The sequence below is a fragment of the Vibrio sp. ZF 223 genome (assembly GCF_003050585.1).
In the GTDB taxonomy this organism is placed as follows: Bacteria; Pseudomonadota; Gammaproteobacteria; order Enterobacterales; family Vibrionaceae; genus Vibrio; species Vibrio crassostreae.
The window spans coordinates 821674-835039 of sequence record NZ_PIGB01000001.1; the positions used below are offsets into that span (position 1 = coordinate 821674).

Sequence of the window (13366 nt, forward strand, 5' to 3'; positions counted from 1 at the left end):
AAAACTGATTTAGCGAAGTAGCACGCGTCGCAGTGGTGTTTTCTCGATCCCAGCAACCAACCCGAAGCTCAACAATACGGTACCAAAAAATACGGTCACGTCTTTTGCTAACTCAGTAATCCCCAATACTCCGCAGACATTGAACAGCACGATAATGATCAGCAAATGACAAACGTAGATGCCTAACATACGATTCGAGATCGCGCGAACCCACGCATAGTCGCCGATGTTTGGATTAGCCAAAAGCCACATAAACACGCCCATTCCCCATAGTGCCGTACCAAACAAGAAATCATTCATGTTGAATCCGACGTCGAACGTGGTTAGCCATGCCCCCTCAGCAAAGTGAATCAACATGCCTAACACTAATAACACCAACGCTTTGGTTGACGACACCTTCCATTGATTCTGACGAATGAGGAAGCCTAAGGTCACCATTAACGTGCTAAAGAACGGGCCGTTACGAGTAAAGAAAGGTGCGCTCAGGTCGGTTAAGTTCGCGTAGCTGCCCGCTAAAACACCATAGACGTAAAGCAGAATAGCCGTTGGTAATAGCAGTTTGTCGAGTTTCATTTCGACCATTAGAGCGATGAGCAAAACTGCACACACAAGTGCAGGAATAAACCACAAGTGCACCAACCCACCCTCTAAGAAAGAGTTGAGCGGGGTGTTCATTAAAAAGCCCCAATAGCCTTGGCGTTCGCCTAGGTAACCGAACTCTTCCACCTTCGCGAGGTTGAATGGCATGACTAGGCAAATGATGCTCCAAACCAACCAAACCTTAAGCAGTGGTTTAGAGTAGTTGACCAAGGTTGTCCAAGGCGATGCGGTCAGCTTAGGTTGAATCAGATAACCTGAGATAAGGAAGAAAAGTGGCACAGCGAAGCGAGCGGTTTGGTTAAGCACATAGCCAATCCAAGGCACTTCATCGATTTGCCAATAAGTAAGTGCCATTTGGCCATGTAAGCCAATGATCGCCAAGATAGCAATCACTCGACCCAACTCAATACTGGCGATGCGTTGTGAAGGCGTATGTTGAACGGAAGACATATCAGATCTCTAAGAAAATTTTCGTAGAATCTAACAGCCTTTTTATTGAACCAGTTAGCGCTAAATCAAGGGTTGCGACCTTTGTTTTAAGGCTTATCTTGATTCTTTGAAGCCTGTCGCAGCTATATTAAATCCATTGCAGTAAGTGCAAAAATGCCAAGCGTGCAAGTGATAAGTGAAACGACGGTGGTGAGCGCGATAATATTGGCAGCCAATGTTGAATTCCCGCCCATCGCACGTGCCATAACATAGCTCGCAGCAGCGGTCGGTGCGGCGCTCATCAAGAAGATAAGGCCAAGATCTAATCCTCTAAAACCAAAGAACAGGGCAGCAAGCGTGATCAGTAGCGGAGCTAAAACCAGTTTGTATCCGGTAGAGAACCAAGTTGGGCCCTTATCTTTTTTTAGTGAGCGTATATCAAGCGACCCTCCCGTGCACAAAAGGGCTAACGGTAACGTCATGTTTGCGAAATATTGCCCTGCATCAGTCACCATTTTCGGTACTGGGATCGATAGTAAGTAGAACAAGACACCTGAGGCGATCGAGATAATCAAAGGGTTTTTGGTGAGTGTTTTAACGATTACTTGAATGGCTTTGTCACCCGACTCCTGGCCCTTTGGAGTGAGCGCGATAACGGCCTGAATATTATAGAGAACCGTCAAGGAGGCGACATAAAGTGCTGCGAGTGCGACACCATCGTTGCCGTATATATTGGCGACGTAAGCAAGCCCGATAATAGCAGTGTTGGCACGAAATCCACCTTGCACTATCACACCTTGGTCTTGAGGCTTTTTAAAGGTAATTTTAGTGCTGACAGTGGTGAACACGAAGAAGGCAAGGTTGGCTAATAAGCCAAAGATGACGAGCTTTCCACTGGCGGCAAAATCGTGGTTAGATTGAACAATGCTGAGGAATAACATCGCGGGTAGAGTGACTTGAAACACCACCTTGGATGCGACATCAATGAAATTGTCATTGATTAAGCCAATTCGCTTGAGCATGACACCAAGAAACAGCATTAAACAGATAGGGCCCGTTACTGACGCCGAAAACGCAAACTGTTCCCAAAGTGTGTTCATTCTTCTTCCTTTGTTAGTCGATTTCAATTTCCTTGAATACTGTCGCATTTTTCCACAATTATTAGACAAGAGAAATTAATTCCCAGTGGTTAGGCAAAAAACTTTGAAAAAAAGAACGAACGTGCTAAAAATAAACCATCAGATTTATCATTGGTGAATAATGAGCAAAGGAAAGATAACCAAAGAGTATATTTTGAGTCATGCATTCGCGCTTGCGAGTGAGAACGGGCTTGAGAGTTTAACGATTGGTGAATTAGCCAAGCAGTGTGGTATGTCTAAGAGTGGCTTGTTTGCACACTTCAACTCTAAAGAGAACCTGCAACTCTCTGTACTCGAATATTCCAACGCCATATTCACCGAAAGAGTCATCATTCCGGCGAGAGAGTTGGGCGACGGTGATATTGAAGCCAAGCTTAAACAACTGCTCGATAACTGGTTGGGTTGGAATCATTCATTCCAAGGCAGCTGCATGTTTATTGATGCTTGGAAAGATGCAGGCAGTGAAACGTCTGTGATTCAGAAAGCGCTGCAGAAAACCATTTCAGTGTGGATTGATTACTTGACGATTCAGGTAGCAAAAGCGGTGGAGAGCAAGCAGTTTAGAGCCGAACTAGACCCAAAACAGGCAACCTTCGAGTTGTACGGTCTCTACTTGAGTGCGAATTTGTTCTATTCGTTGCGAGGCCAACAAGCGAGTCACACCCATTTTTGGAGTGGTGTAGAGCGCTTAATTGCCAGCTGGAAAGCGGTTTAACGAGTAAGCCGTTTAGTTCGTAAACCACTTAGCTCGCAAAACACTTAGTTCGCAAAACATAGAGTTAGAAAAGCATGTGAGCTTTGCTGATGTAAGGTCTAACAATTTTAAGAGAAGTGGCGGCAAGCAGTCATAAAAAGCGCTATCGCCATTTTTTATATTAATAAATAGCACGGTCGTTCGATTTTTCGGGCCGAGCTCGATCCGCCAATGATGATGGCGATACAAGGAACGGTCATGAGTGACAAAATCTATTTTAATACATCGAACAAATTCAGCTTCAAGCGCAGTTTAATTGGCGCAACAACCAATCTTCATTACATCCTAGCGCCGAGTCATGCGAAGAAAACAGCACGTAAGCTGCTGCTCACTCCAATGCGTACTGAGCAAAAAAATGCTGATCCCCAAGGGCTTATCAAGAGTGAAATTGAAGGTCGTGATGGCGTTTTAAAAACCTATTCTTTAGGTACAGGGCCTGTTTGGGTGCTGACTCATGGTTGGTCTGGCACCGCGAGTCAGTTTTTCCCTCTGATGGAACATATTGCTGCTAAAGGTTTTACTGCCTTGGCTTACGATCATCCTGCTCATGGTGGCAGCGATGGTGTACATGGTCATATTCCTGCGTTTGTGAACGGTCTTGAAGCGATTCTAGATTCGGTGGGTGAGGTAGCTGGTTTGGTCGGTCATAGTATGGGGACGGCTTCTGCGTTGGAATGTAAGCACGTTAAATTGGAAAATAAGCCACTATTGCTGATTGCACCTGTACTGGATTATCTAGAAAACCTATTTGGCAGCGTTGCGCGTTCTGGCTACTCAATGAAACTGTTCGAGGCTGTAGTTGGAGAAGTCGAAGAGCAGTTTAACTACCCAATTCAGTCTGTTGATCCCTATGGAAAGCTAGCGCTTCGTGAGTCTCAAACGATCATCGTTCATGATGAGCAAGACAAGTTTACTAAGTTTGATGTGTCTCAGCGTGCGGCTAATGAAATGGGTCGCGTTACCTTGATTTCGACTCAAGGACAGGGCCACGGGCGAGTAATGAAGTGCCCACAAGTGTTCGAGAGCTTTGATAACTTAATTGGCTAAGCACAACGAGCGCAAGTCAGTAGGACGCCAGTAAAGAGATCGTAAGCTCAAAGCTAAGAAAACAAACATTAAAAAGGCCAACCAGATATTCTCTGGTTGGCCTTTGCTTTTAGTTGCTTAGTTAGCTTTAACTAATCTTGTCCTTAGTTAGCACAGCTTGCTGGGCCGATCTCTTTCCACACACCCCATTGGCCTGTCGTTGTTGGATCTTCACCTGTTGTCCACCATTTCGCTTCCCAAACCTTACCGCCTTGAGTCACTTGGTCGCCACCAGTGTAGACCGCACTTGAATCCCAAGCGTTAGTACACGTGCCACCGCCTGTGGTTTTCTTGAGGACTTTCACTGATGCAGCCGCAACTGATGTATCGGTACCATCACTCACTGTCACTGAGAAGTTCAGTACCGTATCTTGCGTGTATTCAGCCGCGACAAAGCTTACCGAAGCGCCTTGTACTGTTGCGTTGATACCTGCTGGTACATCCCACGTGAAGGTTAATGTGTCTTGATCCGCATCGCTAGACGCTGACGCATCAACCACAACAACGTCACCCGCATTGACTTCAGCCGGAGCCGTAACCACTGCAACTGGCGCTGTGTTTACTGGGCCTGTGTCTTTAGGGGTTACCGTTACAACAACTGTGTCTGTTGACGTTGCGCCTTCGTTGTCTGTTACGGTTAGGCTGAATGTTAGAGCTTCTTGTTGTGCGATTTCAACAACATCGAAGCTTGCAACAGCTGCATTGGCATTAGCCAGTGTTACGGCAGTTCCGCTTACTTGTGACCAAGCGTAGCTCGCAATTGTACCGTCGCTGTCTTTTGAAGCGCTGCCGTCTAGAGAAACAGAAGCTGGGCCTTCAACGGATTGGTCGGCACCTGCAGCTGCCGTAGGTTTGCGGTTGACAGGATCTGTTGTACCGCCAGCAAGACCTTCATGCATTGCATTCAGGATATCGCCGTTATCTGCATCAATTTCCCAAGAGAATAGACCTGCAAGACCAAGACTACGAACGTACGCGCCTTTTGCTTTTACCGAGCGGTCATCATCAAATGTGATTAGCTGACCTGAGGTGCGATTCCAAACGTAAGGCGCTTCTGCCATTTCGTCGTAGCCGTATTCGAAGCCATTGATCCCTTGGTTGTTCGCACCAAGCATGTTCGCCTTAATGCCTTTGTAGTCGATAACGCCATCTTCCCAGACACCTTGTGCAGAGCTGCCTTTCAGTTTGCCGTTACCAACACCTGTCATAGGGTCACTAGGATCTGAAAGTGATGATGGCAATACGCCTTCCCAACCACGACCGTACATCGCTGTACCAACAACAAGCTTGTTGGCTGGAACACCTTGCTCAAGAAGCAGTTGGATGCCGTTGTCTGTGGTGTAAGCAGGGCCAGTGTACGGTTCACCATTTTCATCAATGCCTGAGCCATCACACTGACCAGGGCGCATGAAGTTACCGCAGTTCAATGCTGTCTGGTGACCCAATACGTTATTCCAACCGCCGTAGAAGTCATAAGTCATCGCAAAGATGTAATCCATGTATTGGATAGCATCTCCATAGTTCACGTCTTCAATTTTATCGTGGCCAACACCGATGGCTGATGTGAGTTCGTAAGTGCGACCATTTTCAGCTTCTAGCTCATCGAGCATCGCACGTAGTTCTGCCATCAGTGCTATGTAAGCAGGGCCATCGTTTACAGGATCACCAAGATCAGGTGCAGCACCGCCGCCACCAGGGAATTCCCAATCGATATCGACACCGTCGTAGAATTTCCATGTGTTGAGGAATTTCTTAACAGACGCGACGAAGGTGTCTCGGTTGGCTTTGGTTGTGAAATCAAAGAACGGGTCAGATAGCGTCCAGCCACCAATCGATGGGATGATCTTCAAATCAGGATTACGCTGTTTGAGCGCCATCATCATTGCGTAGTTACCCTTGATAGGTGAGCTGTATTCGTGGCCCGCTTGAGGGAAGCTCTTCTGGAAAGCGGCCCATGGGTCATGAATCACCACTTCGTAATCGTTAACACCCTGACAAGCTGTCATGAGTGCGTTGTAGCTGTTACCGCCTACTGATTTCACTGATTCGTTCGGACCACAAATTGGGATGAAGCCATAAAGGATATGGGTCAAGTTGTCAGCGGGTAGGTTATCTACCGTGTAGTCACGACCATAAATACCCCATTCAACAAAGTAAGTACCTACTACCGTGTTTGGATCTGTGTTGTATGACTTGTTGTTTGGATCCACATTCATCGCAAGTGGCGCTAAGTGGGAGCCATCGGTATCAGCGATGGTAATTTTAGCGGGTGCGCTCTTGCTACAACCAGTTTCGTCACACGCTTCAATTTCTATATCGAATAAGCCGCCTTGGCCGTATTCGAATGAAGCCGTGGTTTGGCTGCCAGTGATTGGGCCGGTGGCTACTTTAACGCCATCAAAGTAGATGTTGTACGTGTTTCCTGACGTTCCGCTCCATTGGTTGAACTTGACGTCGACCTTTGCTTTATCGTGATATTTCACCATCTGGTTGTAGCCAGAGGTGGTTTCCATCGCGAGTTCAATTTTGGAAAATTGCAGGTTGTTGGAACCGTACATGTCGATGCTAGGTGCTGTTGGAGCAGCTAATGCTGTACCAGATAGCGCTAGAGCAATGCTCGCAGCACAGGTATTTATACGAATCATACTTTTTCTCTCATTCCTTGAAGGTTACGAGAACCAAATGGCCCCATAAAACGGCTCCAGTCAGTTTTGAAGGAGCTTCCCAGTCAGTATTCGAGAGAGTTTTAATTTTATAACTGAAAATAAATCCGTTTTCGATGGACAACTAAAAAATTGTATCTTGTTACAATTCTGTTGCTTAATGAGTGAGATGCTGAGTCCATGTTTTATAAAATAAAACATCCTTCAGTAGGAAAATCTCACAAGTGAAAATTCACGACATGAAGTTATGAAAAGGTGCGACAAACTATAAGAAAATACTGTGAATTGAAGCAGAATCACAAAGTGAAGTGTGTTGAGCGAGCGAGGCCAATCGACGAGTAGGCTAATGCTTCTGGAAGCAAGGAGAAGAGGAGGTTTATCTTTTGAATTGCTCAGCTAGGGAAGCACGTCGTTGTTGCATGACACTATGGGTATCACCAATTGCAGTATTTTCGTAGCCTTCTTTAACAAATTGCTGAGACGGTACGCTTGGCTCTAGTCGCTTCAAGCGAGGTGAATCATAGGTGCCGCTGATGGTGTAAACGGTGGTTCCAGATCCTGTGTTGATCGTGACAATCTTACCGTCAAAATCGAATGAGGTAGTGATAAGACGATGATTCATCATCACACCTTTGTCTGAAAATGTCAGGATATCGGTGTTGTAAGGTGGAGCCGCAATCTCTATCCATGTGCCATAGACATTACTTGGACTGACAGATTGCTGGTGGGCTTGGTAAGCAAAGTAGCCGGCGGTGAAGGCAACCATAAAGCCAGCTAATAGGAAGCCGTAGAGTAACGAGTTGGCAAATAGGTCTCTGCTTTTAGTCGGATTTTTTGCCATTATTTCTTCATTTTTCGACTGATATTGTCTTAGATTCTATTAACTAAAATCTTAGTTTGCAAAAATTGTTATAAGAGTTAGAAGCAGGATCGAATGTTCTAATAGATTTGATTGCGTTAGTGGTTTTTTAGCCTTGCTCCTCAGTATTTACGTTATCAATGAAAGCGAATTCCAGAAATGCTTAAGCTATGCGTATTTATTTCTTGTAGGAAAGTCTCGAATTGGTTAAAACAATTATCACCTAAATTTACGCATAGGCTTACTCGGTGAGCTCAATAAGTGCAATTTGAAGATAACAAGGAAGTACAATGATTAAAGAAAATACATACTTTGAAGGTGGCGTTAAGTCGTTAGCGTTTAACCAGTCTGGTGCTGATGTGAGTGTTGGTGTAATGGCGGCTGGTGAGTACACGTTTGGTACTGCAGCTCCAGAAAAGATGACCGTTGTTAAAGGTGCTTTGATTGTAAAGCGTGTTGGCGATGATGATTGGACGACATACCAATCTGGTGAGTCTTTTGACGTTGCGGGTGACTCTTCATTCGACCTACAGATAAAAGAAGCGACGGCTTACCTGTGTGAGTACTTGTAATCAGGTCTAAATTTGTTCAATCAGGGCATCGTTTGTCTCTGCTTGAATAGAGAAAACCACGCTCTAGGAGCGTGGTTAAATAAGTGATAGTAACCGGCAGTGGATAGTGTCACTTGTTTTTGTAGTCATCAAATGGATGACCAAATCGTTGTTCGTTGCAAAATCTCTTCAATCTTCAATCTTCAATCTTCAATCTTCAAAGCTCAAAGCTCATAGCCAAGACATCAGTAAGTCTCAAACACACCGTTGTTGTAGTCTTGAATTGTCTGTTCAATCTCTTCCATCGAGTTCATGACAAACGGACCATAGTGAACAACAGGTTCATTAATCGGTTCACCGGAAAAAATCAGTACCCCTGAATCTTCCAAGCTACCCAAAGACAGCAAGTCAGCTTTGGTAAGCAGGGCAAGTTGACCTTGGTTGATCACTTTGTCGCCGATCTTAATACTGCCTCGGTACACGTAAGTCATGGCATTATGATTAACATTAGTCCCTAACGTAACTTTTTGCCCAGAATGAGAGCGCCAATCCGCAACGCTTAACGGCACACCTGTTTTCTGTAATGGCCCCTGCGATCGTAAAGCCTCTGAACCATCGTCTGTTTGGTTGTGCAGTTCAAACCCTCCGGCAATCACTCTCAACAAACCACTTTGTTCATTTTGATGTTCCGCGATGCTTTCATTTTGGAAGTCGTGATATTGCGCTGGCTGCATTTTGTGTGTCGCAGGTTGGTTTATCCAAATCTGAAAACCATGCAGCGCGCCTTCTTCCATCATTGGCATTTCGCTGTGAATAACACCACGGCCTGCGGCCATCCACTGTGCGCCACCGCTGCGTAGCTCTCCAACATTCCCCATATGGTCTTTGTGTTGGAAGTGACCTTGGAGCATGTAAGTGAGCGTTTCTATCCCACGGTGAGGGTGTGGAGGAAAGCCGCCAACATAGTCTTTGCTTTCATCCGATTTAAGTTCATCAATCATCAAAAATGGAGAGAAGCGCGTGTTATTAAAACCCGTGAGTCGTTGGATTTTGACACCATCACCGTCTGAGGTGGCATGGGCTGCAATCACATGATCTACTGCTCTTACATTCGTCATTTTGAAACCCTCATATACTTGAATAGCTGTAGTTTATGTAATTTGATTGAAAAAGAAGATGGCACAGCGTTGAGTGACTTATTCGAAAATCTTGAACAGGTAACAATATGAAATTATGTCTATACTTGAATAGAGAGTAGACCGCCAAGGAGGCCGCTATGGCAGTTCATCAAAAACATGGCGAAAGGCATGGTCGGATGGGTTTTGATAACGACTTTACAACGGAGCAAAGTCAGCGTTTTACAGAAGTTGCAAACAGCGCGGTTAAACGCCGCGTCAAAAAACGTGAGATTGAAGCACCGTTTATTCAGTCGGCTAAGCAAGCTGCTTTTAAAACAGTGGTGAGGCGACCTAAAGGTAATAACCCAAACCGAACACGGCAAGTCATATGGATTATTATGATCGGGTTAGTGAGCCTTTGGCTTATGTACCTTGCAGGTTAGCAGCGCCGCTAAGTTATAGGGCTGGCTAGTGTTGACGGGTTTTTAATAGCGTAACATTGTTCCCTTCGACCTTTGCTTCAAGACAATCTTCAAGTTCAGAAGAATCTGACCCTGAGCAGGTTAGATTCGTCGGTAGTTCTTCTATCAAGGTTGATACTGGGTTGTCGTGATAATAAGCGTATCGGTTTTTTCCTGAATGCTTGGCGACATACATCGCTTTATCAGCACATCTCGTCAGCTCATGTAATTCTTGGGCGTCTTGTGGGTATAAAGCAACCCCAACACTTAGCGTCAATTCCTTGATTCTCTCGTTTGTCTGGCAACCACTTTCGAACAGCCCGCAAATCCTATCTAAAATACCGTCTAGATCTTTACGAGAGGGTACATCGTAGAGCATCAAAACAAACTCGTCTCCAGCAAAACGCGCAATCGAATAATCGTATTCATGGCTTTTTCTGTCTCGGGTTCGAATATTGTTGCTCAAGCGATTGGCAAAATGCTGCAAGACACTGTCCCCAACGTCGTGCCCGTAGCTGTCGTTAATGCCTTTAAAGTCATCAATATCCAAAAAGACCAGTGCGGTAAGTGATCGCTCACTATCCACCGTAATTAATTTTTCTGTCGCCCAGCGTTCAAAGCTCCAACGGTTAGCTAAGCCGGTAAGTTGGTCTCTGTAGGCCAGATCTTCGATGCCTTCTTTATACAGACGTTGGATATAACTGACGGCTTTGGTGTAGTAATAGGCGGATGTGTGGCACACCAAGCTCATGGTAAATAAACTAAGAATAAATCGATGGGTACTGTTAAAGGGTAAAGAAAAGTTGTTTGGCATGGCGGTAATCAAGGTGCTGATAAACAAGCAAAATGAGGTGCTGAAGATAATACCAATTCTGAAATCATTAATGAAAATGACCGCTGCTAGAATTGGGTAGAGCCAAAGTATTCGGTCGGGGATGGCGTGACTGTACAAGAATAGGATGACGCCCTGTACAAGAAGAACACTACTCAGTATCAATTCGGAATAATCAGAGTTGGCTACTTTTCTCACATAGAATGCATTGGAGATGGCAATAATCGCGAAGCACAGCTCGAAAATTGAAAGGGTATAGTGTTGGCCTTGGAAGTAAGCCCAAGTATAGAAAATGAACAACGCAGCGGCAGTCAGTGAAAAGGAGTGGACAATTTTTTGTTTACGGGTGGATCGTATGTCCGCCATTTCTTCTAGGTGTCTGCCGACCAGCCTTTTCATGTGATTTGTGCCAAAGATTTTGATAATGGTGTTAATAGTAGATTAAATAATGAGCTATGCGGAGGTTTAGATAGCTATTTAGTGTGATTGTACTCAAGGTTTCATATTAAAAAATAATCGACCGGTAATTAATCGTGATGTGTATCACTGACGGTGCAGACCCATTCGAAAATGAGACTATCAAGGTTCGAGTTATAAGAAGCGGCTTGGCGATTATCTACTTGCTTTCCAGAGAGTTACTCAACATAGTTTGTTGGTAAACAAAACTTAGAGAGGCTCATAATGTTAATTACCTTTAGTTGCAAGGCCCATGCTAGCGTCACGATGTTTGGGGAAGTCGGTCTTCAGTTCATCAAGATGCTTGGGCATAGCGGTACCGTCCCAGGTGCCATTGATGCTTCAGAAGTTTCTCAAGCTCTGGATAATTTACGTGCTTCGATCGCCTCTGAGCAGAGCAAGCAGGTAGAGCAAGAAAATACTGATGACGACAATGAAGAAGAGGTTGTTGAAGCGCCTGTTAATCTCGGTAGCCGAGCATTCCCACTGGTGGAACTATTAAAATCAGCCATCAAAGATGAGTGCGAAGTGATGTGGGAAGACGGCAGCGGTAAACGACTGTAGTACGATTCGTAAAAAGCCTATTGGCTCTATTTTAATAGGCATGAATGTTGAGTCAGTATCGGTCACACCTTGGGGGTTGATGGTGATGAATCGATACTGGCGCTTTGTTTGTTGCGCAGTGTTTGGCTTGCTTCTGTTTGTTTAAAAGGTTAATCAGCCTTGAGATGAGTTACTTTTGTTATCGTAATATCAATCCATAACAGATCGTAAACAAAGTGATGCTGTTCACGCTTTCTTGACTCCCAATTCTGAACTAAGAATTTTTCCTAGTTATTCTAAGACCCTCTCTCATGCGGTCGATTTTTAGACTCCTTATTATTTCACGGTCAACTAACAAAGATTGCATGGCCGCAATTATGCCGTGCAGACCTCACAAAAAATAAGAGAGTTCACAATGTTAAAGTTCCTAGATCAGGTTCGAAAACCGACACTGGATCTTCCGGTCGAAACCAGAAGAAAAATGTGGTTTAAACCATTCCTGCAATCTTACCTAGTGGTGTTCATTGGTTATCTAACCATGTATTTGATCCGTAAGAACTTCAATGTCGCACAAAACGACATGATTTCTACTTATGGGTTATCGATGACGGATCTAGGTCTTATCGGTCTGGGTTTCTCTATCACTTACGGTATCGGTAAAACCGTCGTTTCCTACTACGCCGATGGTAAAAACACTAAGCAGTTCCTGCCATTTATGCTTGTCCTTTCTGGTATTGCCATGTTGGGCTTCAGCTTCAGTATGGGTGGCGGCAGTGCTAGCTTATTCATGATGGTTGCCTTCTATGCATTGAGTGGCTTCTTCCAAAGTACAGGTGGACCTTCAAGTTACTCAACCATCACTAAATGGACGCCTCGTAACAAGCGTGGTTCTTATTTAGGCCTTTGGAACATGTCACATAACGTGGGTGGTGCAGGTGCTGCTGGTGTTGCTCTGTTTGGTGCAAACTACCTATTTGATGGCAACGTGATTGGTATGTTCGTGTTCCCATCGATCATTGCGATTGTGGTTGGTTTTATTGGTATGCGCTTTGGTAATGACTCTCCAGAAGCATACGGCTTAGGTACGGTTGAAGAGTTGTTTGATGAAGAAGTCAGCGAAGAAGATACCGCTGCTGAAGAAAATCAAATGACTAAGAAAGAGATCTTTGTTGAATACATCCTTAAAAACAAAGTGATTTGGTTGCTCTGTTTCGCGAATATCTTCTTATACATTGTTCGTATCGGTATCGATCAATGGTCTACCGTTTATGCGTATCAAGAGCTAGGTCTATCAAAAGAAACCGCGATTTCAGGTTTCACGCTGTTTGAAGTTGGGGCACTAGTCGGCACGCTAATGTGGGGTTATTTATCTGATCTTGCGAATGGACGCCGTGCTCTAGTTGCTTGTGTATCGCTTGGGTTGATTATCGTTTCTCTAGAGTTCTACCAGCATGCAACAAGTGAGTTCATGTACCTAGCATCCCTGTTTGTGCTTGGCTTCCTAGTGTTTGGCCCTCAGTTGCTGATTGGTGTTGCTGCGGTAGGTTTCGTGCCTAAGAAAGCAATCAGTGTTGCGGATGGTGTGAAAGGCACATTTGCTTACTTGATTGGTGACAGCTTTGCAAAACTTGGCTTAGGTATGATTGCGGACGGAACACCTATTTTCGGCTTAACAGGTTGGAAAGGAACGTTCGCTGCACTAGATACCTCAGCGGCTATTTGTATCGTATTGCTCTTGTTCGTTGCCGTTGCAGAAGAGAAGAAGATTCGCCACGCTAAGAAAATGCACTTAGCGGCTCAAAACGCCTAGCTTGTCTCGCGGACTTGTTTTCGCAAGCACAGTTTCGGGTAGATAGTCTCACGTGCTTTATTGCT

The 13366-nt window shown here is 44.8% G+C and carries 12 protein-coding genes; 6 read left to right on the forward strand and 6 right to left on the reverse strand.

Annotated elements, in window-relative coordinates:
* Nucleotides 1–9: 9 nt before the first annotated feature.
* Both CWO13_RS03505 and CWO13_RS03510 read right to left on the reverse strand, forming a co-directional pair.
* The gene (locus CWO13_RS03505; protein ID WP_102432107.1) at nt 10–1050 is read right to left on the reverse strand and encodes an acyltransferase; all 1041 of its coding nucleotides are present in this window, start codon (nt 1048–1050) and stop codon (nt 10–12) included.
* 122 nt (nt 1051–1172) lie between these two features.
* Nucleotides 1173–2129 (reverse strand): AEC family transporter, encoded by a 957-nt coding sequence (locus CWO13_RS03510; protein ID WP_048663911.1) that lies wholly within the window; start codon nt 2127–2129, stop codon nt 1173–1175.
* A gap of 160 nt (nt 2130–2289) precedes the next feature.
* On the opposite strand from CWO13_RS03510, the gene CWO13_RS03515 reads away from it, so the two are divergent.
* The gene (locus CWO13_RS03515) at nt 2290–2883 is read left to right on the forward strand and encodes a TetR/AcrR family transcriptional regulator (RefSeq protein ID WP_102432106.1); all 594 of its coding nucleotides are present in this window, start codon (nt 2290–2292) and stop codon (nt 2881–2883) included.
* Nucleotides 2884–3120: 237 nt separating this feature from the next.
* Entirely contained in the window at nt 3121–3969 is an 849-nt protein-coding gene (locus CWO13_RS03520; protein WP_102432105.1) for an alpha/beta hydrolase, read from the forward strand.
* 143 nt (nt 3970–4112) lie between these two features.
* Here CWO13_RS03520 and CWO13_RS03525 read toward each other — a convergent pair whose 3' ends face one another.
* A complete protein-coding gene (locus CWO13_RS03525) occupies nt 4113–6653 on the reverse strand; it encodes a glycosyl hydrolase family 18 protein (protein ID WP_102432104.1) in 2541 nt (846 codons plus the stop codon).
* A 394-nt stretch (nt 6654–7047) separates the two neighbouring features.
* Entirely contained in the window at nt 7048–7512 is a 465-nt protein-coding gene (locus CWO13_RS03530) for a DUF2850 domain-containing protein (RefSeq protein WP_102432103.1), read from the reverse strand.
* 308 nt (nt 7513–7820) lie between these two features.
* Here CWO13_RS03530 and ppnP point away from each other — a divergent pair, with 308 nt between their 5' ends.
* Complete coding sequence (gene ppnP, locus CWO13_RS03535) at nt 7821–8102, forward strand: pyrimidine/purine nucleoside phosphorylase (RefSeq protein ID WP_102432102.1); 282 nt, start codon at nt 7821–7823, stop codon at nt 8100–8102.
* Nucleotides 8103–8326: 224 nt separating this feature from the next.
* Here the strand turns inward: ppnP and CWO13_RS03540 are convergent, their stop codons facing one another.
* Nucleotides 8327–9199, reverse strand: a complete 873-nt coding sequence (locus tag CWO13_RS03540) for a pirin family protein (protein WP_102432101.1) — start codon at nt 9197–9199, stop codon at nt 8327–8329.
* A gap of 158 nt (nt 9200–9357) precedes the next feature.
* On the opposite strand from CWO13_RS03540, the gene CWO13_RS03545 reads away from it, so the two are divergent.
* The gene (locus CWO13_RS03545) at nt 9358–9642 is read left to right on the forward strand and encodes a hypothetical protein (protein WP_108082538.1); all 285 of its coding nucleotides are present in this window, start codon (nt 9358–9360) and stop codon (nt 9640–9642) included.
* Nucleotides 9643–9667: 25 nt separating this feature from the next.
* Here the strand turns inward: CWO13_RS03545 and CWO13_RS03550 are convergent, their stop codons facing one another.
* Nucleotides 9668–10858: a diguanylate cyclase gene (locus CWO13_RS03550; protein WP_102432147.1), complete on the reverse strand. Its 1191-nt coding sequence runs from the start codon at nt 10856–10858 to the stop codon at nt 9668–9670.
* 315 nt (nt 10859–11173) lie between these two features.
* Here CWO13_RS03550 and CWO13_RS03555 point away from each other — a divergent pair, with 315 nt between their 5' ends.
* Both CWO13_RS03555 and uhpT read left to right on the forward strand, forming a co-directional pair.
* Complete coding sequence (locus tag CWO13_RS03555; protein WP_102432100.1) at nt 11174–11512, forward strand: DUF1840 domain-containing protein; 339 nt, start codon at nt 11174–11176, stop codon at nt 11510–11512.
* A 394-nt stretch (nt 11513–11906) separates the two neighbouring features.
* Complete coding sequence (uhpT, locus tag CWO13_RS03560) at nt 11907–13301, forward strand: hexose-6-phosphate:phosphate antiporter (protein ID WP_048660632.1); 1395 nt, start codon at nt 11907–11909, stop codon at nt 13299–13301.
* Nucleotides 13302–13366 lie beyond the last annotated feature (65 nt).